Source organism: Erysipelotrichaceae bacterium 66202529, from assembly GCA_017161075.1.
GTDB lineage: Bacteria > Bacillota_I > Bacilli_A > Erysipelotrichales > Erysipelotrichaceae > Clostridium_AQ.
This window is the reverse complement of record CP046174.1, coordinates 1,149,467-1,170,146: the sequence shown is the minus strand read 5'-3', so window position 1 is coordinate 1,170,146 and position 20,680 is coordinate 1,149,467. Positions and strand designations below refer to the sequence as shown.

General features: G+C 39.7%; 12 protein-coding genes and 9 pseudogenes. All 21 read right to left on the bottom strand.

Annotated elements, in window-relative coordinates; genetic code table 11:
* Positions 1–231 precede the first annotated feature (231 nt).
* Positions 232–2,724, bottom strand: coding sequence for a diguanylate cyclase (locus GKZ87_05580; GenBank protein QSI27895.1), 2,493 nt, complete (start codon positions 2,722–2,724; stop codon positions 232–234).
* 422 nt (positions 2,725–3,146) lie between these two features.
* Positions 3,147–4,001 carry an ABC transporter permease gene (locus GKZ87_05575; protein QSI24990.1) on the bottom strand — a complete coding sequence of 285 codons (855 nt, stop codon included), beginning with the start codon at positions 3,999–4,001 and terminating at the stop codon, positions 3,147–3,149.
* A complete protein-coding gene (locus GKZ87_05570) occupies positions 3,998–4,909 on the bottom strand; it encodes an ATP-binding cassette domain-containing protein (protein QSI24989.1) in 912 nt (303 codons plus the stop codon). The genes GKZ87_05575 and GKZ87_05570 overlap by 4 nt, the downstream gene beginning before the upstream one ends.
* A gap of 429 nt (positions 4,910–5,338) precedes the next feature.
* On the bottom strand, positions 5,339–5,542 hold the full coding sequence (locus tag GKZ87_05565; protein QSI24988.1) for a hypothetical protein: 204 nt from the start codon (positions 5,540–5,542) through the stop codon (positions 5,339–5,341).
* Between the two features lie 84 nt (positions 5,543–5,626).
* Positions 5,627–6,606 (bottom strand): annotated as a pseudogene (locus GKZ87_05560) (DUF1016 family protein).
* 382 nt (positions 6,607–6,988) lie between these two features.
* A pseudogene (locus GKZ87_05555) lies at positions 6,989–7,795 on the bottom strand (DUF1016 family protein).
* Between the two features lie 15 nt (positions 7,796–7,810).
* Positions 7,811–8,133, bottom strand: a pseudogene (locus GKZ87_05550) (type IV secretory system conjugative DNA transfer family protein).
* The gene (locus GKZ87_05545) at positions 8,120–8,317 is read right to left on the bottom strand and encodes a hypothetical protein (protein QSI24987.1); all 198 of its coding nucleotides are present in this window, start codon (positions 8,315–8,317) and stop codon (positions 8,120–8,122) included. The pseudogene GKZ87_05550 and the gene GKZ87_05545 overlap by 14 nt, the downstream one beginning before the upstream one ends.
* Positions 8,318–8,332: 15 nt before the next feature.
* Positions 8,333–9,196 (bottom strand): annotated as a pseudogene (locus GKZ87_05540) (hypothetical protein).
* A gap of 5 nt (positions 9,197–9,201) precedes the next feature.
* Positions 9,202–10,013, bottom strand: a pseudogene (locus tag GKZ87_05535) (DUF3801 domain-containing protein).
* Positions 9,976–11,061, bottom strand: a pseudogene (locus GKZ87_05530) (relaxase/mobilization nuclease domain-containing protein). The pseudogenes GKZ87_05535 and GKZ87_05530 overlap by 38 nt, the downstream one beginning before the upstream one ends.
* Positions 11,062–11,198: 137 nt before the next feature.
* A complete protein-coding gene (gene ltrA, locus GKZ87_05525) occupies positions 11,199–12,470 on the bottom strand; it encodes a group II intron reverse transcriptase/maturase (protein ID QSI24986.1) in 1,272 nt (423 codons plus the stop codon).
* A gap of 528 nt (positions 12,471–12,998) precedes the next feature.
* Positions 12,999–13,322: pseudogene (locus GKZ87_05520) on the bottom strand (relaxase/mobilization nuclease domain-containing protein).
* Positions 13,322–13,650 (bottom strand): annotated as a pseudogene (locus GKZ87_05515) (ribbon-helix-helix protein, CopG family). The pseudogenes GKZ87_05520 and GKZ87_05515 overlap by 1 nt, the downstream one beginning before the upstream one ends.
* Positions 13,613–13,762 (bottom strand): DUF3789 domain-containing protein, encoded by a 150-nt coding sequence (locus GKZ87_05510; protein ID QSI24985.1) that lies wholly within the window; start codon positions 13,760–13,762, stop codon positions 13,613–13,615. Before GKZ87_05510 ends, GKZ87_05515 begins: the two are co-directional and overlap by 38 nt.
* A gap of 145 nt (positions 13,763–13,907) precedes the next feature.
* Positions 13,908–14,204, bottom strand: a pseudogene (locus tag GKZ87_05505) (hypothetical protein).
* 73 nt (positions 14,205–14,277) lie between these two features.
* The gene (locus tag GKZ87_05500; protein ID QSI24984.1) at positions 14,278–15,261 is read right to left on the bottom strand and encodes a DUF3991 domain-containing protein; all 984 of its coding nucleotides are present in this window, start codon (positions 15,259–15,261) and stop codon (positions 14,278–14,280) included.
* 88 nt (positions 15,262–15,349) lie between these two features.
* Positions 15,350–16,819: a hypothetical protein gene (locus tag GKZ87_05495; protein ID QSI24983.1), complete on the bottom strand. Its 1,470-nt coding sequence runs from the start codon at positions 16,817–16,819 to the stop codon at positions 15,350–15,352.
* A complete protein-coding gene (locus tag GKZ87_05490; protein QSI24982.1) occupies positions 16,816–18,138 on the bottom strand; it encodes a hypothetical protein in 1,323 nt (440 codons plus the stop codon). The genes GKZ87_05495 and GKZ87_05490 overlap by 4 nt, the downstream gene beginning before the upstream one ends.
* A gap of 20 nt (positions 18,139–18,158) precedes the next feature.
* Positions 18,159–20,357: an N-6 DNA methylase gene (locus GKZ87_05485; GenBank protein QSI24981.1), complete on the bottom strand. Its 2,199-nt coding sequence runs from the start codon at positions 20,355–20,357 to the stop codon at positions 18,159–18,161.
* Positions 20,358–20,567 carry a helix-turn-helix domain-containing protein gene (locus GKZ87_05480; GenBank protein QSI24980.1) on the bottom strand — a complete coding sequence of 70 codons (210 nt, stop codon included), beginning with the start codon at positions 20,565–20,567 and terminating at the stop codon, positions 20,358–20,360. It lies immediately after the preceding gene.
* Positions 20,568–20,680: the final 113 nt, after the last annotated feature.

The window sequence follows — 20,680 nt, the reverse complement described above, 5'->3', positions numbered from 1 at the left end:
CATAGTCAGTATAGAGCTGTGAGCTAGGAACAGGAGCTAAGCAAAAAAGCTAATAAATCAGAATAACGAAACCGTATTTATTATAAGCGTCATATAGGAAAAAGATGTATTATTGAAACCTTCTGATTCTAAGCATCTAAAGCTAATACATCCTCATTATTTTTATGAAAGCAATACCTTTCTCACAGCACTGTAATGCAGAAGTCTGTAAACCTTCAAACGAACAGATATTTATTTGATACATAGAAATGCCGGTTTATAATTCCAGATAATCGGCATTTTCTGCGCTTCATTTGGATCACGGAAGCAAGGCATACCTATTCTGAAATGCGGATACACATTCTGGAATTTTTTATTTGCATACAGCAGAGTGGAGGTGTTTTCTTCAATTACATAAATACATTCGTCAAGACTGTTGAGAACTGTCTGGTATTGAATCATCTCCTGATTAAGCTGCTGTGTTTTCTTGCGCTGCAAAAAGATTGATAGAATCTGTGAAATCAAAGACAGCGAGCTGATTTCCTCCTGTGTCCACAATCGAAGACCCGTACACTCATCAAACCCCACAAAACCGGAGAATGTATGGTTTTCATGAAATGCACATTGCAGTATGGAATGGATTCCCTGATCGGCAAACAGCTTCTCCTGCTTCTCGGAAAGTGTGTGAATATCCCGGCAATAGAAAATAGAATCATCACCAAACAGCTTTTCATAATCTCCCAGCTCATGATAATCGACCTTCTGCAGAACCGCTTTTTGTGAGTCAATCCCTTTGTTACACCATTCATACGTATTACAGGTATAGCGGTTATCATCCGAATTTTCAAACACATAGGCTCTGCTCACATCAAACTGTCTGCCGACAACTTCAAGCACCTTGCAGATTGCTGTATCAATATCCTTTGTCTGATAAAGCGTTCGAAACACAAGCCGCGTCAGACTATCCGAGCTTTCTGCATAACGCTTCTCTGAATCTATAGCCGTTCCCAGGGATGAATAAGACACCTTTCCCATACTTTCAAGCAGCTCACGGTCATATACAAAGACACAGTTCTTTCCTTGCATTTTAGCCTGATACAAAGCCTTGTCAGCATTGGAATATAATTCCTTAAAGGTATGTCCGTCGCTAGGATAAAAGGCTATACCGATACTGCAGGATACCTTCATCGGACTTTTTTCACTGTCAAACAAGTGTCCAAACATATGCAGAAGCTCCTGTGCTTTTTTCTCAGCATCCTTCCGCGATGATATATCCTTCATGAAAACGGTAAACTCATCACCACCAATGCGGCCTACGATATCACTGTCACGCATTAGTCTTTTCATTCCATTAGCAAGCTCTGCCAAAACGACATCCCCTACCATGTGTCCCTCCGTATCATTGATCTGCTTGAAATTATCCGTATCAATCATGAATAAGGCACCCTTGGAATGCAGATTTTCAATCAGATACTTCTTAATCTGCTTTTCAGTTTCCGCGCGATTATATATACCTGTTAGAGAATCCTTTTCCGCTTTAGACTGAAGGGTTTCCAGCTTTTTCCGTTCCTGTGTAATGTCAAGCCCGAGACTATAGAAGGAAGGAATGCCATCCCAGCTGTCTTCCCCGCTTATATAGCATAATGTCATTGTCCATATACGCTCCTGCTTTGAACGCGTATAGGCTCTGGCTTCCAGTACAACATTCTCCCCGGATTCCTTAAGATCCTGAGCAAGTATCTGTGCACGCTTATAGTCATCCGGATGCATATAGGTACAACGGCTGTGCAGTTCTTCCTCAAACTGCTCCTTCGTATAATCAATCATGTTTAAAAATATATCATTGTACCATAAAACAGAGCGGTAATCCCTTGCATCTATACGGATCATTCCCGCTGGTATCGTTTTTAATATGGCTTCTCTTTCCTGATCCTTTTTTGCCAGTTTATACTCTGCACTATACATATCATAGGATAATTCCAGGCGTGCCTTGTGTCCCTTCCAGTTCAGCATGCGGTCTTTGATAATAAAGGTTCGCTGTAAATTCGCATTATAAAATTCCCATTCATAGGTTTCATCCACCTGCAGTCTGTGATTGGTACAAAACGGGCATGGGGAGGTGCGTCCCTGTATCACCTCGTAGCACTTTTTACCAAGCACCTGCTCAGCGGTAACCTGCAGTGTCCTGCATGCATGCGTATTCAGATGCAAAAGCTCATAGGTTTCCATATCACTGATATAGACATTGCCTCCATACTCCGATAGCATCCATGTGAAATTATTCTCCCGCTCCTGTAATTCTCTTTGTTTCTTAATCAAATCACTGATATCCGTATACAGAAAACAAGCCTCACAATCCGTTTCTGTAACAGAGTGGAAAAACGCTGTAATTCGTACCCAGATACAGGAGGAAGCACCCTTTAAGCGAAGCTGATGTTCACAGCTCTGTTTTCCTTCAGCCCGGGCAGCCCGCAGCTTCTGCAGCAGCGTGTCAAATTCACAACGGTAACGAAGATCTGCTTCATAATATTGCTGAAAGCCTGGAAAGTGGGAACAAAAGTCTTCTTTTGATACTCCAATCAGCTTGTAAAAGGCAGAATTGCTCCAGATAAAGGTAAGATGATCATCCAGCCGGTGCTTGCTGAACGCGATGTCCGAGCCTTCCATCATAGCATCAGGCAGCAGCATAATGCTATCCTTCGCTGACTTGTTTCCGTTTCCCTGTGTACTCTTTTCTATCCCCATTGCTCCATCCTCCTGTACAAAATATTTCATGTTGTATAAATTAGTATATCACAAATTAACGCTCTATATCTTAACAATAACAGAAGTCATTTACAAAGTACAGTGTATCCTTCATATTGTCCTATTTATTTTGATAAAGCAGAAACGCTCGAGGATATTCTTTTATTCCTTTTGTGAAATTCTTCTATGGTCGAAGTTGTTTTTCTTCTTTGCTATGTGAAGAGTATGCAAAGATTACAGGCAGCTTTTCTAGATGGGTAGAGCTTGGTAAGAAAAAGCCTTCCTTTGGACATGTACGTACGCATAGGAAGGTAGATCAGGCTGCTGGCTAAGCAAAGATGTAGCGGTGATATCATTTTGTTTACCACGTAACAATATGGATATTCACATCGCATGCCCTCTTTGCTTGTTTTCAGTTTTATTTAATCGCGACGCTGTTTCACATACTGAAGCAAAAGAAACAGTAGTCCCATAGCAGTGATAATCAAAATATTATCCAGTATATTCGTAGTATGGCTCCCGTATGTGTACAGCAATCCAAACTGCTTTTTAAAGGCGCTCAGGGCTTCGGGTGGAAGGGCCTGAAAGGTTCGCTGCAGAACATCCTCCATCATAATATTGCGAAATAAGGCAGCACAGTGACTTGGCGGAAACAGTGATATGACAGTTTGCAGCAGCTTAGGGAGTGCGCCTACTGGAACATAGATGCCCATAAGAAATCCGGATAATGTTCCGATGATGGTTGTTATATTACTAAAGGCTGTTGCGCTTTTGAAAAAGGACATGAAGAAGAATAGCATAGAGGTACAGGACAGAATAGACAGCAGCATACAGCCCAGCACCTTACTCAATGCGGATAGCGTTAAAAATGTTCCCCCGTAAGCCACAATATAAAGCTCACCGATAATCAGAGTTACGACAGATACCAGAAATGTTATACATATGGTGGAGAGCAGATAGGCACTTGTAACCTTCATCTGTGATATCGGTGCAATATAAAAGTCATTGAGTATGGACTTGCTTTTATCCTCAATAATGATTCCTAGTACACTTAAAGAGGTTGTCAGGGAAACAATTCCCAACGTTCCAGCCATGATCCAGGTATCACTCAGCTCTCTTGCGGTATTCGGAAAATCCTGCTTTAACGGCTGAATCATCATATCACCGAGAAAACATACATACAGTCCCAGCACGACAAATACTGCCATAAAGGAAAAAAATACCGAGGTTTTATCCTTGAAGAACAGCAGTATGTTTCGTTTTATTAAAGAAATCATGCCTGTTCCTCCTGAAGCATTTGCAAATAAAGTTCTTCAATATTACCGGGATGATTTTCAAAACGCTGAATATAGCGTTCGCAAAGGCGCAGAACAGACATGGTTTTCAGCATACCGCCTGTTTGTATGCAAAGAGCCTCGTTATGCTCATGAAATGGTATATGATGTCGGTTCAATTCTGTAATCAGCTGTGCTTTACTGGCTGGATAGAGCAGCAGCTGCTCTGCGGCAAACTGCTTATGTACCTCCTGCATAGGCTTATCAAAAATGATGATTCCCTGCTTAATAATACACAGATGATCTGCAATTTCTGCTTCCTCCATATAATGTGTGGTCATAAATACGCTCATATGCCGTTCCTTATGCAATGCGCAGATCGTGTCCCAGAGCTGCTTTCGCGCCTTGGGGTCAAGACCGGTGCTCGGCTCATCCAGTATGAGTATTTCTGGTTCCGGAATCAGTGCTCTGGCTATATCGCAGCGTCTTCGCTGACCACCGGAGAGCGTTCCTACCGGCTGTTCCATAATGTCATGCAGACTGCATATTTCACATAGCTTCTGCACACGCTGGTATGCCTGTTTAAATGGTAAGTGATACAGGGCACTGCGCAGGATCAGGTTCTGCTTAACAGTTAGCAAATCATCCAAAACGCTATTTTGAAAGACGATGCCAATACCTGATCGAATACGTTCATCCTCCTGTCCAAGATGACAGCCGTTGATTATGACAGTCCCGCTATCCTTTTTTAATAAGGTGCTCAAAATGGAGATTGTTGTAGATTTCCCTGCGCTGTTTGGCCCCAGAAAGGCGAAGATTTCTCCTTTTTTTACTTGAAAGCTGATATTTTTAACAACCTGTGTTCCCTGATAGGATTTGCAGAGCTGCTCGACACGGATGCTTGTTTCCATGATAGTCCCCCCTTCCTTACATACTTTATCAATGAAGTATATGCGAGAAGGGTGATAGATATCTCTGAAAATAATGGAGAACTGAAGATAATGTTTGCTGTAATATGGGTTTTACAAAAATTGTCCCTGTGCTTTAACAATATGTATGATTATTCTTTCTAGTTGATACTTACAAATTGTATAAGAGATATAATCAAATCGAGATTATAGTGTATTGTATTATAGCTTTTTCCATCAGCTGCAGTTGTTCGGAAATTCCAAATAACTGATTTTTCATCTAACTCTTCCTCTTCAAAAATATGCTCATTAATGTTGGGTTTACTGGTTTGGTAGAGTTCGAATAATTGTGCCTGCGTAAGCCGGACAGTCTCGTCTTCCAATTTAACATCAATTTTGGTATGTCCGTCTTCTGTTTTATAGATGATGCTTCTACTTTTTCTTATCTTCGACCATAGTTTTTATATCAGCTTGTATTTCAGGAACTTCATCCCATTTCCCTTCAGAATCCAAATGACTGGGTAATGCCTTATAAAAATCTGTTTCATAGTATTCTGGCAACATCATCTTTGCCAAAATCGCAAGTTCCAGTTCGTCTCCAAAGCCACGATTCTTAGCTATCTCATAACGTAACAAGAGCATATTTACAAACCTTTTTATTTTTCTAGGATTTTTATCAATAAATTTATTTCATTATTTTATCTAGTCAGTTTCAGCTAATTAGATATATTCCTTTAGTTTTCTCTGTAGCAGGCTCTTATCAATTAGTTTCAAATTAATTCTGAAACCATTGTTGGCGACAAACTACAACTAAGTGCAAATTCTACAACTTTATCATCTTTACTTGCACAAAGAATCACTCCTCCACTTGGATTTTCATTTTCCTTTTTCACTTCACGATCTAAAGCTTCAAGATATAGATTTATCTTACCAACATACTCTGGTTTGAACTCTCCAATTTTTAATTCAAAAGCTACAAGGCAAGAAAGTCCTCTGTGATAAAACAGTAAATCTAAGTAGTAATCGTGCTTACCAACTTATAAACGATATTCTTCTCCAATAAAGGTAAAGTCCTTGCCGATTTCTAGAATAAAATCTTTTAAATTTCGTATAATAGATTTCTGCAAATCACGTTCAGAAACAGTTTCCGGTACATCAAGGAAGTCAAATACATAATTATCAAGAAAAACATTTCTAGTTGCTCCTTTTGATTCTTCAATAGCAGGTGTCAGTGGTTTTTGTGATAACATATATCGTTCATAATAGCTACTATCTATTTGTCTTTCTAACTCTCTTTTTGAAAGTCGCTCTTTCACACACATATTCATGTAAAAAATACGTTCTTCCATTGTTTTGCACGCAGACATAATCTTTAAATGATTTGTCCAGCTCAATTGTGTCACCAGTGGTGACACTTTTTCTTCGTCTTTGTACATCTCATAAAATTGCTTCATTCTATACAATCCACGACGATTAAATCCTTTTAATTCAGGATAATTGTCTGCAAAGAATTCAGCAAGTCTTTTTACAAAAGCATCTCCATATTCCGCACTTTTTGACTCTCTACTGATATATTCACCTATATCACGATACATCAAAATCAGTTCTTCATTCACTTTACGATATGCTCTCTCTTTGGCTGATTCAATAATATCGATGATTTTTTTAAACTGCTCGCCTTGATATACTACATCTTTCATATAATTCCTCCTTCCAAACAATTACCCTTATAATTTTAAATCATCTGAAAATACCTGAACGCATCTTTTATTGCTTCTTCATTTTTCTATTGGATAAATAAATAGCTTTAAATTATCATTTTTAGGTTTCTGATAGGCTTCTCTTTATTTAATTCCACATTTTCTTTCACTTGTGCTATATATCAATTTGAAACCTTAAATCTGTACTTATCAAAAACATGTTATATTATATTGTTCTAAGTAGCTTTACTCTCTGAAGAAATCAAATCCAATTCATCAGCATATAAATCAATGTTGACATGTTTTGTTGTCATGGTTTGGAAAGCAACACGACAGTCTCAACATAAGTACCAAAATCAAAACATATCCCCACAAAATCACGTACTGCTGATAAATAGAAAGACAGCTTCCCTGCAAACTCTGGCTCAAATTCCACCGTTTTTAATTCTACTACGAAATAACAATGCAATTTCACATTGTAAAATAATAAGTCAATGAAAAACTCTCTTTTTCCAACACGAATCGGATACTGCCACTCCATAAAAGCAAAGCCTGACCCAAACTCCAACAGCAGCTTTGTTATTTGCTGAACAAGGGCATCTTCTAGCTCAATCTCTCTAAGCTTTTTCGCATTCGGTATAAAATCAAAAATATAAGAATCTTTTATAATTTCTTCTACTTGTTCACTAAAAGGATTAGCTAACTGTTCCTTAAAATTTGTTGTTTTATCTGCTAATGCCTGTCTATAATACAAACCACTTCTACCTGATGTGAAAGCACTGTACTAGACCATCCATTTTCCAGACATTGCTGTGTATACCACATATGCTCTTCTAGATTATCCGTCTTATCTATCAACAATTTTATTGCACGCCAACTAATTTTTGCACCACCCTGATGCAAAATTTCTTCTGATGGTATTCGTCGCGCAAACTGTTTCATATAATTAAGATTTCTAACAAAATATCCTTCTCTACTAGGATAAGCCATTCTCAAATCATTTAATAGCGTTTCAACAAATTTATTTCCCCATTGGCTGTATCGAAGAATTACGTTCCCTATTAAATAAAATATTGCGTTCGACATTTGCATTTTTCATTACCTGGTACTGTGCTTGCATAATTCGCTCTTTTATCTTTTCCAATACATCAATATATTCGTCCATAACTATCTCTGTTTTCTTCACCATTATGTTCATCTCCATATCCTTATCCTTGTACTTTTTATTTAAAGCACTTGCATTGCCCCATTTTGCCGAGCCGTGTTCCTCCCGCCTGCGGTAGTTCCTGCGTGTGGAAAGAAAGATACCGATGCCCATCCCATAGGCAAGCAAAAAAAGAAGGATAGTCTTTACGCTGTCCTCACACACCGTTATGGAAAACGGATGATTTACTGCCACGGATAGACCATTCACTATCTCCACGATGCCTTGCTGACATAAGGGGCTGTCAGCAAGGCAAGCCACACAACAGGAATGACACCGCAGAGGGAAAGTATCAGACTCGTTTTGTTTTCATCGTTCCTCATTACACCTGCACGAGATGACCCTGACCTTTCTTGTCGGGGCATTTGCTACCTTGTCAATCAGCTCGTCCACAGGGTCGGTGGGGCGTTCCTCCTGCAACTGCCGTGTCCGCAAGGTGTTCAAGGCATTGATAACGATATTCTTGTCGTACTTATCAAGTGCGATGTGGTATCGTTCCTCTTTCATAGGCTGTACCTCCGATTAGCGTTCCTGCTCTTTGTTCTTCGGCGGCTTGTTCTTTTCAAGGCTCTTGAACATATCGCTCTGGATTTCCCCGAGAACATCACGCATCGAGCCAAGCTCGCCTTTGAATACCTGCGTGTCCATTTCCGAAAACTCCTGTGGCAGTCGGTCAAAGCTGAAACCTCTGGTATCCACGCCGTAACGGGTGCTGACCATATAGGCAACACAAAACGATTTGAAGTCGGATGCATCACGGCTCTGCCCGTGCTTAAAGTCAAAGACCGCCGCCGACACTTCCTTTTCCATGCTGACAAAGAGCTGTTCCTCCGTAAGCCCTGTCTTAATGAAAATGGTCTGCTGCTTGCTGTCATAGTAAGCAGGGATTTCAAGGTCATCAACGGGAACAAAAGGAACAGGTCTTGCATCAATCATCGCCGACACAAGCTCACGCATGGTTTTCGGCTCCTGTGCCTGCTGCCTGTCTTTTGCCGATGTTTCGGAAATATCATAGACCACCTTTGCGTTGTAACCCACCGCTTTCGTGCCGTCCTCACGGGTGTACTCCTTGCTCGGCTCAAGGATAACGATTTTTTCCGCATCCTTATTCACATAAACACGGCTCTGCTTCCAAGCGTTGTAGTCTTTGAGCTGTGTCGCTTCGGGCATCTTTGCCGATACTAAAACGGCATTTGCCACCGAATAGCGGTCAAACCGCCCCTGCACATCAAGATACTGGCGGAAGCTCTCACCGTCTGCCATCATTTCCGAGCAGGTATTGTCAATCAGCTCATAGGCTTCCTGCCGCTGTGCCTGCTTCTGGGCAGCCTATTCCGCTTTGTCAAAGGGCTTGCTGCCGCCGCTAAATACATCATAAATGCTCATACTGTTTACCTCGTTTCTTTCGATTTTGGTTTTCGTTTCCGCTTCTGGGGCTGCTTATGCTCCGTCTTGCCTGCGGGCGGTTTCTTCGCCCTGTCAGAAGCAGGGCTTTTGTCCAGGGCAGAAGAAGCATCCGCTTCCTGCTCCTTTCGGCTCTCCTTGATTTTCCGCAGTTCCTCTTTGACTGATGGTTTGTCCTTAGTCGTAGTAGCCCCCTCTGCGGATTTCTTTGGCTGCTCTGAGGTAGGCTCGGACAGAGGAGATTTTTCGGTCTTTGCCACCGAGGGGTTTGGGGCATTTTCCTCCTTTTGGATGGGTTTTCCCATCAAAGTATCTAAAAGCTTGTCTTTCTCCGCCTTTTCCTGCACACCGATGTCTGGCTCTGGCTGACCTGTTTTTCCTCTTTGGATTTCTCCACATCGGTCACAACGGAAGCCGTGGTTTCCGATGCCAGCTTAAACCGTTCTGTAATACGGCTGATTTTCGATGCGTCCTCTGCACGGGCAATCACATCCACTTCCGCATTAGGGTCTTAGTTCTTGCGATCTGCCAACACGCAGTAAAGAACGCCGTACTTTTTTGCTTCCTGCGTAAACTTCTTTAAGTCACAGTTCTTCACGGTAAATACCTTCAGCTCCTTGCCAGAACGCAGCATATTGGTAAGCCTTGCCTTGCCCTTTGTTTTCTGTTCCTCCTTGAAAATGGACTACAGAAGGATTGCGATATTCTTCGCACCTGCACCTGTGATTTTGACAGCGACCTCAAATCCCTCCAAGCTCATCCTAACGATTTGTTCTGCCGCTTCGCCGCCTGTGTTCATTTGTCATCAGCTCCTTTCCTTTTTGCTCTTGTTCATCTGCCCGTATGGTCGATAATTTTTCTTTGAGGGTATCTTTACGGGCTTCGATACCCCCGCACAATCTGATCTCCTTCCGCAAGACTTTCATTCTCTCTGTGATTTCCGTAAGCCGAGCTTTGACCGCTTCTTTTTCTTCCCCGCCTGATTTGCGGGATAGAGAATAAAGGCCCTTTCGCTGTTCGGTCAACTCTGCCATTTCTGTTTCCAGAGAGCCTTTATATGACAAGAGCTGCTCCACCGTATCAATCCGATTGCGGCAGAGCAGCCTTGTTTCCTGTGAGATAGCTTCCATCTTCATCAGGTCATCTTTTAGGAGATAGTGAAGCCTTGCGACATTTTGTTTTCTTCCTTTTGGCAGGATGCCGAGCCTGTAACAGTAGTGGAGATACAGACCACGCAAGCCCCCGATTTTCTTTGTTCCAGACAATGAGCCTTTGAGCCGATAAACTCTAATCTATTTCTGCGGCTCTGCAAATCTGGAAAATTTCACGGCATAGGAAATTTCCCTGATACGTTCCGTAATCCGCTCATTGGTATAATCCTCTCCGAGCTTATATAACCGCTTCGGGCGTTTCCATCCTTTGCCGATTATCGTCCAATATTTGCGGTTGGGGTCAAAGCTCACACGGTAGCCCATCTCTGCCATCTGGCGGTCAAAGTCTTTGAGCGTGAACGATTTGCTGATAGCTTCGTCCACCGCCTGCCGTGCTACATTATCCCTTGTGGGCATCCCATTCTTTTCTGCCTGATACAAAGCATAGGGTTTCTTTTTCCCACTCGGATGCTCAATAACGGATAAAGCATACTCCCTGCAAAGCTCATCGGAGCGTTGACGGAGCAGTCGCAGGTTGGCTTTGTTATCGTGGTAGTACTTCCCGTCCTGAAAGGAAACTGAATTTACCACAAAATGGTTATGCAGGCACTCGGTATTTAAGTGGGTGGCAACGATGACCTGAAACCTGTCGCCCCACATCTTCTCGGCAAGTTTTACGATTGGGTAAAGGTCGTGCAAATACATAGTCTTGACCATTCAACACCAGTTTTAATATGTTCTATATTTACCGATGGTGACCTTGTATTGCTGACCCTCCCCTCGGAACTGTACGTGCCCTATTAAGGCATACAGCTCTTTACACAGTCTTTTGCCTAGATTGTATGATAAACTTTCGGCTTTACGACTGAATTATATTCTATCGTTTCGTTGAACTTATCCCATGTCATTTTAGCCTTTTGCGAACGTCTGTTGAGCCATACCTTTAGTCTATCTAACACGTACCATCTGAACATCTCTAACTTATCATAGTTTCCTGTGATACCGTAATATCGGTAGTGTCCTACAAGTTTGGTGTTTAGTTTCTTGATAAGTTCATTGACAGGCATATGCATATTTGCACGTATCCATTCATTCGCTGCTTTCATCTTAGCACTCATTTTCTTTTTGCTGGTCAACCTTATCGTGCGATATCTCCCTTTACGGTCTACACCACTGATGAAAGTAAATCCCAGAAAATCAAATGTACCTTTATCATTACCGGTATTTCTGCCAAAACGAATGATTTTGCTTTTGTTTACCTCTATTTCCAGTTTGAGTTTAGCTAATCTTTCTTGGAGTCTTTTGTAGAACTCTCTTGCTTCTGTTTCATATTCAAAACAGCACACAAAATCATCTGCATAGCGTATCATACCACTGTACCCTTTACAGTATTTCTTTACCACTACTTCAAACCACATATCTAGCGCATAATGCAAGTACACATTTCCAAGTATTGGCGAGATTAATCCGCCCTGTGGTATATTTCTGTTACTTTCTATTCTTTTTCCATCTTCCATAATTCCTGCTTTCAGAAATCGTACGATATATCTCAGAAAGCTTTTATCTCCTATTTCTTCTTCAAGAAATTTTATCAGCGTCCTATGGTCTACATTGTCAAAGAAGCCTTTGATATCCGCATCCACTATGTAATTAACGCTGTTTCTGTAAATCATATTTGTGAGATGTTTAATTGCCTTATGGCAATCTTTATCTTTTCTGAAACCATAGGAAAAATCATAGAATAAGGGTTCATATACTTCATTTAGTATGTCTGCCATAGCCCCCTGTACCAGTTTATCCTCATAGCTTGGTATCCCTAGGGGACGCATCTTCTTGCTTCCTGCTTTTGGGATATACACTCGCTTTGTTGGGTGTGGTCTATATGTGAACATTCTCATTTTAGACACTAACTGGTTCAGATTATTTGCCAGATTCTGTTCGTAGGCACCTTTACTAACTTGGTCAACACCCACTGCTTTCTTTCTATCTAGTCGTGCGTGCACCTCTAGCAGATTTTTGACATTGACGTGATGAATTAAGTTGATGTGCTTACTGTCTGGATATTTTAATCTATTTTGTGCTATTCTTTCAAGTCCTGTTATCATTTGATTTTCACCTCCTCTCGGGTGGTTCTTAATGTTTCCCTTGAAAAATTGACTGTGCATTAGTCCCTTGGCTCCACTGGTTTTGACAGTTTCATTGCTACTATGAACTAATCTGAGATCTGCCCTGTGGGTACTTCCTAATCGCCATTTGCACTAACTTGCTTCTTAGGGCTTGATAGCACATTACCTCTATTTGTGGAACGATAGGACCTCTCAGGTACCCCGAAAATAACTATGTTATGCTCGCCACGCTCTACGCCTCCGATGGAAACATACATCCTTGCCATTACGTTTGTATGTTGTTGTCTGCTATCGGCGGGACGATATCGACTTCCACTGTTTCACCTTAACGAAGGTCTATTGCTTCACTCCCAACTTTTCATTGGGCTATTACGGCTCGCATACTTTCTGTCCTACGCTTAAATGCTTACGTTACCGTTGGCACTCCAAGGACTCGATACTAGCGATTGGCTAAATCTTACTAGACGGGATTTCCACCCGCTATATTTTCGGCGCCTAACTGACGCACCCCACCTCATGGGCAACCTCTGGCGTGACCTCGCCGTGCTTAAAGTTCTGGAAACCGTGATAGCAGACAATCTCGCTTGTATCATTCCACTGTGCTTTGGCAATAATCATTTCCTCTCTGGCGGTGGCAGTATCGCAGTTGACCCCCGTAACGAAAAATCTCTTTTCCGTCTTATCCTTGTTGGTGGCATACTCCATGACATCCACCAACGCCTGCAAGTCGGCTTCGCTGTATTTGGGGGTGGCGGTCTTTTCAGGATTTTCGGCATAGTCTATGGGGTGATCGAGCCTGCCTTTGACATCACAGATTTCACACACCGCCATTACGATACCTTTCGAGGAAGCAGATATTTTTTTCGGACGTCAATCTGAAACTCATGCCACTTCCTCGCTTCCTCACGGAGCATCGGCGCGTCGATAAAGTTCAGGGCGTTTGCTTTGGCGGCAAGCTGATTGATACAGTTACCGATGGCAGACAGCTCACGCATTATCTTGTAAACTCTGGGTCTGGCTTTTCGCAGAGCTGATAGCCCTTTACCATTTCTCTAAGGAACGCTTCTTTGGAGCGACCCGATTTTCGCACAAGCTCATAGAACTGCTCGGCTTCCTCCTCGTTAAGACGAAAAAGTATCTGGATGCTTCGTTCTCTCATGCTCCACTCCCTCCCTTTTGGAGAGCCAGTTAATCTGCATGCAGCACATCAGCACCACCCCCATAAGACCGCCGAGCATTGTGCCGATGGTAAAAAACAAAAACTCACTCATTCTGATAAACTCCTTTCTGACCGCCGCACCTTTGGGGCATCGGTCGGCAACATTCTTTTTTACGGGGTATTAGGGGCAGCCCCCTAACAAGCGAATTTGGTATCCAAAGGCATTTGGATAATCAAATTTAGTGCTTAGTAAGCCATTACTTTTTGCCATCGTCCTCATACAGACATTCTCCGCACACGGGGCAGCGATACGGATATCCCGAACAATCATCGTCCTCACTCGCATCCTTTTCCTCGGCGGTATTACAAAGACCGTCCTTTCCATTATCGGAAATGGCAGCTTCGCCGCCGATAAAATCCTCGTCCGCAAAGTCCACAAGGTCGGTGTCAAACAGGATGATTTCAATCATCTCCTTTGCCTGTTCGGGGCTTTCCGCATATACGGAAATGGTCTTTTCATAGTGTCCTGTCTAGGTAACTTCATATTTTTTCAATCTTCTTTTCCTCACTTTCAGCATGAATTTTGTTGTAATTGAGTTGGTTTCTTAGGGAAACATCAGCAGGCAATCAACGGACATCCCTCCTTTCACGGCTTACACTCGGTCTTGCAATCCCCAGATAGGACAACAAAGAATCGTTGAAGTCCTTACCGGCAGGCGGAGGATCTTCAACGATTTGGTAGTCTTTTTGCAACAGTTCTTTTAAGGCGGCGGTATAAAGCCTGCCCGTTCTGTCATTATCTAGATGCAAAACGATGGTCTTAATATGGGGATTAGCGTTCAAAAATGTGATTAGTGCTATGGGGATTTTACTGTCCTTTATCTCTTTCTTTGGCTGATACATACCCGAAAGAGAGAGCAGATTTTCTGATTGATAGTCCTTTCCCTCACACTTTAGATAGGTGGCGTAGGACAATAAATCAATGGCAGCTTCAAATAAACGCACTGTATCAGTCGGCTCTCTTGCCAGAAGTCGGAATGAATACCGCTTATCGCTTCCTGAAGCGTCACCCTTAAAGGAGCTGCCTATCGTGCCACGGTAGGCAACATACTTGGACGTTCCGCTCTCGTCCTTTCCGATAAACACGGCGCTGTGGTACTTGGCACTTTCAAAAATCATACCGTCTCCAATACAGTCCTCAATGATAGAAAGGTCAATCCTACGTCCGAAAAGGTAGTCGGTCACTCGGTTACAGTCACGATTTTTCGGCGGCAAGAGCAGCACCTTTGGCTCATCTTTGGGAACGGAAACAGGCAGCGACTTCCAATCGGCGGTAATGCCTGTGAGCATTTTCACGGCTTCCACAAAGCTGTACTCCCTGACCTTAATGAGATAATCAAGGGCAGAAACGCCGCCGAAACCTCTCGACCACCAATACCACTTACCATTGGAAATCTTCAAGCTGTCATGCTCTCTGGTACAGTAAACATTCCCTGCCACACGCTTTAAGTTGCTTGGCTCATACCTCTGCAAGTACGATAGCAAGTCCATTTGCCGTGCCTGCTCAATCACAGCAGGGTCAAGCTGCACATAGGGTCGGTTACTTTTCATTCAATCATCATCACCTCCAGAAATGAAATAAGCCGAGGGGCTTTCGATTAAGAAAACCTCTCGGCTATGTATGTCACACTTATTTATTTTACAATGAAAATCTATCTTTTATTTTTTTAAGTAGTCCCTTCCTTAATTCACTATATGTAGTAAATCTTAATTGGTCATGCATTGAAAGGTTAGACCCAATCTCATCTGATGCTGATGCACCTTCTCGATTTTGATATATCAATAAAACTTTTTTCCCCTTCCCCTGAGCATAACCAATTTCATGGTGAACATTTTTATTTCCATATGACAAGTCCGCAATAAGTAAATCACAACTATCAATACCTGCAATAATCCTTTTGCTAATTACATCCGAATACCCATCTTTATGCTCGTCCACTTTTATAATATCAATTTCAACATTATAATTCCTAGCTACAATCTCTTTAACATCCTTCACCTGATTATACGTATCCTCTGTTTTTTTATTAAACCACATGGACATAAATACTCTTTTAGGCGAGTTGTCATATATTTTGTTGTAAATATTAATAATATCACAAATATGAATGTCTGAAATTTGAGTAAGATTATTTTTCTTTACCCATTTTAAAAACTCATCTGCTTTACGTTCATCTGATAGCTTGTAGTATGAAAAAGCACCAATTACCGCTAGATTATTTGGAACTTCAATTAAAGCCGCAGTTTTTAAAGCATCATCAATTTCTTTGAGTGCTGTTGTTACAGAACACACGCCTTCTTGATCTTTTTTTATAAGTTTATTGTCAAGTAGCAATTTTAGCACTTCTACAAAATATGTAAATTTACTATCCGCTATAAACAATTTCAAAAAAGGATACTCCGACAACTCAATATGCTTTATTATCTGTCTGGTCAAAAAATAATTTTCACCAAAAGAAGGATCCTTTAAAAGAGTATCATCATCAAAAGCCTGCTCACTTTCAATAATAACTTTTAAGTTTTGCTCCATTTTTAACGGTATCTGTTTTGTGTTAATATTGTAAAATAATGCTCTACAAAACTTGTCCGTTTCTTCTGCGTTTCTGAATAGCAAAAGGCAAAATGGAATACGCTTATGAGCATAAGTAGAACCTTCATTTACTGCACTTAATCGATGATTACCATCAATGCGTAAAAATTCTTTTCCAACTAAAGAAGCCTTATCAAACTCCATAATTATAGTTTGCGTGACATCAAAAGCCATATTATTATTTTCCTTTTTAACAGCATTTCGTTTAATAAAATATTTAATCCCGTTAATAGTGGTTCTTAAAGGTTTGCTTTCAGCATGTACGGTTTCTCTTAAAATGCTTATTTTTTCTTTGTCCATCTCTGTACCATACATATTTGCCCCAAGAATTACCTCTGGAAAAAATGTAAATTTACCGCCAGATAAAAATACTTCCATTTCTCCACGGTGGTCATCTATCAAATCTCTTTGAATATCTTCATCAGGCTTCGATATTTCAGACAATTCTAACATAGAAGCAAATCCTCGAACACATAAAAAATTATCCATTGTGTAATCAATTATTCCTGTAAGTCTCATAGGTTGCCTCCTAAAAGTATTTTTTTAAGTTGCTGCTTGGCAATATCAACAGCGTTTTGAGCTTCTTGTTCAAACTTTCGGGCTTTTGCATAAATCTGATTGATTTTCGAAGCTATATTAGTTTGTACTTGCAATTCTGGCAAAACAATCGGAATTTTGTTTACCGAGGATTGTGTTAATTTTGGTATCACACCACCAGTTACTAGATAGGAATAATCCCAAAAGTCTAGAAATGCTTTCACATAGTCATAGTTACATAACTTTGTATTTAGTTTAATAACCCAATTATGATTACTTGCCCAAAACTTACCATTTATAATATAATGATTGCCAATGTAACCATCTTGACCTATTACTAAATACTGACCATCATGTGTATATTCATCCATATAGCCAATAATTCCATTTGCACCATAATATGGATACATACCATTTTCAGCTCTGAAATCCTGACGAACGGGCAAACCAGTTTGCATGCTAATTATTATATCCCTAAATCTTACTCTCTTAAATATAGATGTGGGATTTTTATAAAAATTAGATTTTTTAGAGTAACCAACAGGATCAAATCTATCACCTAAAACTTTAGTAGAAGATACATAAAATATCCTATTTTTAAGTGTATTTTCTTCATCTGAAGGTATAATAACGCCAAGCTCTTGCGATAAATAATCCTTAATACTATTTAATAACGCTTGTGCATTATTTTCTTTTATTATTTTTTCTGTATATGCTTTTTCCATGATAGAAACAATCCACTTCTGAGTATCCATATCTGGAACAACAACAGGTAACTTGCTCATCTGTTTAAGGTTAATGTTCTTTTGAGCTGCTTGTGGAGCAAGACGTTCAATGTAATCACGTATATATCGTATATACACATTCAAATACTCTAACGATATGGAATTATCCTTAACTGTGAGTGCTACAAGACTATCGGGAAAACATGCGGGATAGTCAAGAATAGCAGAGTAGCCAATATTAGCAGCAATAGTAATTACTACAACTTTTTCCTCAAAAAGTCTACTTGTTGAAAGTCCGAATTCATTTAGCGTTTGAGTGAACTCAATTTTTTCATTTGTTGTGCTTGCTTTTACTATGTTTCCAGTTTGTATAAAGGGGTATATTCCATCATAATATCTTGGGTCATTTCTTGGTCTATGCCCGAATCGTCCACGTTGCATATTCACTTTTTGTTTAAATGTACTGACTGGGTAAGCAGATTTAAAAACTATATTTTTATTAAGCAACATTATGTTTAAGTAAAATGCAGGGTCTAAACGCTCGTCAATCTCGCCCCAATTTTTCAAGAAAACCATGCTTTGATCAAAATCGGGGCTTATTGAAAAAAATAGTCTTTTCCTTCTTCTATTGCTTTGATAAATTTCGCCAATTCTTCTGAAATAGCAGGCAACTCATTCCCGTTTGTTTCTTTGCCAGTAGCGTCATAGCCTATATCCTCCGCAATTGCCATAAAAATAGGATAACCATTTAACGCCTGTTTGTATTGTTCTAAAAATGCATCTGAAAGATTTTCTTTTGTAATCTCAATTTGTTCATCATACTCTTCAGTAATTGCTTGCTTTCTATTTTTTAATATTTCAATTTCTGATTTATTTTCTGCTTTTTCTCCCTGCTTAATTTGCTTGTTTATTTTAGCTATTTCTTCTTTCTTTTTCTTAAAAAGCTCTAACAATCTAATTCCATCATCAGAATTAGAGATTAAATTATTCTGTGTAGTATTTCTTAAATCGATACGAGCTTGTTTATCTGATGCTGAATATTTTTTTAAAAACATTACAGAACTTTTTACACCTGCACCATTAGCAGAAAAAGCAGTTTGAGGCATAGAAACTACAGCAACAATTCTAAATGTGTCACTAATATAATCTCGTACATATTGCATACTTGAATTAGTTAATACACCATCAGGCACAACTATAGCCAAATACCCACCCTCAACAAGATATTTTTCTGCTTGTTCAATAAATAAAACCTCTGTGCTTTGACTAGGTCTTTCAGAAGCTTTACTATTTGGATTAAGCCAATCAGTGTCTTTAACTCCTAACTTATATTGATGTAGATAAGCCTTTTCAGTTTGCTTCACGATTGACCCAAATGGAGGATTAGTAATAATATAATCAAAAGAATTTTCTTTGAATCCATCATTATTTGTTTTTAAGCGTAAATCATTAGGAGAAATAAGTCCATCTGCAGATACAACATTTGTGTGTCCATCATCATGGATTATCATATTCATTTTGGCAGTTCTTGAGATCTGCTCATTTATCTCAATACCATACAAGTTATACTCGGCAAAATCATGCCATTGTTCATGACATTCTTGGGTTTCTTTTTCCCCGTCTTTTATCTCGTAAAATTCTCTGGTCGTTTTTCTAACTTTATCAAGAGCATGAAGTAAAAACCCTCCACTACCACATGAGGTGTCAAGAACACGCTTACTTTCATCTATTGGCAAGCTATCAACAATAAAGCTTACGATATTTCTTGGAGTAAAATATTGTCCAAAATCGCCTCTAAAAAATGATCCCATAAATGTTTCAAAAGCTCGTCCTTTACTGTCTAAATCAGTGTTAAGTAAATCAACTCCCTCTAAATAACTTACTACTGTACGTGCTTTAGCTGCGGTTAGTTTAATGCCTTCTCTAAAAATCTCTGTATCGTTTTTTCTCTCACCAATCAATTTTCCGTCTTCATATAACGAAATCAAACGTTGTAAAAGGTTCTCACTTGTTTCCTTATCTGCTTTTTCAATATCACGCTTATCTCTACTTCTAGGTTCAACCTTGATAATTTGAAAATCGTAAGGCTGTCCATTTTTACGTTTCTTTTTTTCATCAAAAATTTTACAAAAAATCAATTTATCCAGTTCATCAAAAGCTTCTGACGGATTTAATTCTCCACCGCCCCAAAGTGCTTGGTGTGCTTGTTTAAAACGATTAGTCAACTCTGATTCTTCCACCGTGTAAAGTGCAGAAAGTTTTTGACCATCTTCAGTAATGCCACCATTTTTTGCAAATTTATAGCTCGCTAATTTAGCCACTTTATACTGTGGTATATCGGTTACACTTTCTCGACTATCCATCTCCTTGTCGAAAGCGTAATATTCATCTTTAATGCCTGAAGTAACCCATATATATTTGACTGTTCCAGCGGTAGCAAAAGCATAAGAATAAGCTTGCCGAACAGCTTGTTTGAATTCTTGTTCTGTTATTTCCTCTTTCTTACATTCAACAATAATGTGCGGACGCTTGCAGTCGCTATCATTATAAACAATAATATCGGCTTCTTTTACATCCGAGCCAACTGTCACTTTTACATATAGTCGTATGTTTTCAACAGGGTAATTATAATTTAAAACCAATTCACAATATGTTTCTGCTTGAACCCATTCTTCGGGATTATTATAATTTCTTGAAATGTTTTGATTTAGATATGTAATAGTCGAAACATCATTGCTTACTTTTATTAATCCTTTTTTTTGACCTTCAATAATAATTTCTTTTAAAGCATCCATTTATATATTCTCCTTCTTGTAGTCAATAATATCGCCAAAATTGCAATTTAGTTCTTCACATATTCTCTCCAACACCTCTAAGCTTACACGCTCATTTTTTCCTAGTTTAGCCAATGTCCCTGGTCCCATACCCGTGGCTTCCCTTAATTGAACCTTTGACATTTCTTTATCTATTAATATTTTCCACAACTTGTTATATGTAATAGCCATTGCACATACCTCCCCTAATTTTATTAATATTATACCAACAACGCATTCTTGAATCAATATTATATGTTCATATAATAATACTTTTTATTCTACTATCAAAACAGTTTCTCAAT

What these genes read in the sequence shown, in the direction of transcription:
- GKZ87_05580 (QSI27895.1), bottom strand. Translation starts at nt 2,724, where the DNA reads ATGGGGATAGAAAAGAGTACACAGGGAAACGGAAACAAGTCAGCGAAG.
- GKZ87_05575 (QSI24990.1), bottom strand. Translation starts at nt 4,001, where the DNA reads ATGATTTCTTTAATAAAACGAAACATACTGCTGTTCTTCAAGGATAAA.
- GKZ87_05570 (QSI24989.1), bottom strand. Translation starts at nt 4,909, where the DNA reads ATGGAAACAAGCATCCGTGTCGAGCAGCTCTGCAAATCCTATCAGGGA.
- GKZ87_05545 (QSI24987.1), bottom strand. Translation starts at nt 8,317, where the DNA reads ATGAAAGAGGAACGATACCACATCGCACTTGATAAGTACGACAAGAAT.
- ltrA (QSI24986.1), bottom strand. Translation starts at nt 12,470, where the DNA reads ATGATAACAGGACTTGAAAGAATAGCACAAAATAGATTAAAATATCCA.
- GKZ87_05510 (QSI24985.1), bottom strand. Translation starts at nt 13,762, where the DNA reads ATGAGTGAGTTTTTGTTTTTTACCATCGGCACAATGCTCGGCGGTCTT.
- GKZ87_05500 (QSI24984.1), bottom strand. Translation starts at nt 15,261, where the DNA reads ATGAAAAGTAACCGACCCTATGTGCAGCTTGACCCTGCTGTGATTGAG.
- GKZ87_05495 (QSI24983.1), bottom strand. Translation starts at nt 16,819, where the DNA reads ATGAGACTTACAGGAATAATTGATTACACAATGGATAATTTTTTATGT.
- GKZ87_05490 (QSI24982.1), bottom strand. Translation starts at nt 18,138, where the DNA reads ATGGTTTTCTTGAAAAATTGGGGCGAGATTGACGAGCGTTTAGACCCT.
- GKZ87_05485 (QSI24981.1), bottom strand. Translation starts at nt 20,357, where the DNA reads ATGGATGCTTTAAAAGAAATTATTATTGAAGGTCAAAAAAAAGGATTA.
- GKZ87_05480 (QSI24980.1), bottom strand. Translation starts at nt 20,567, where the DNA reads ATGGCTATTACATATAACAAGTTGTGGAAAATATTAATAGATAAAGAA.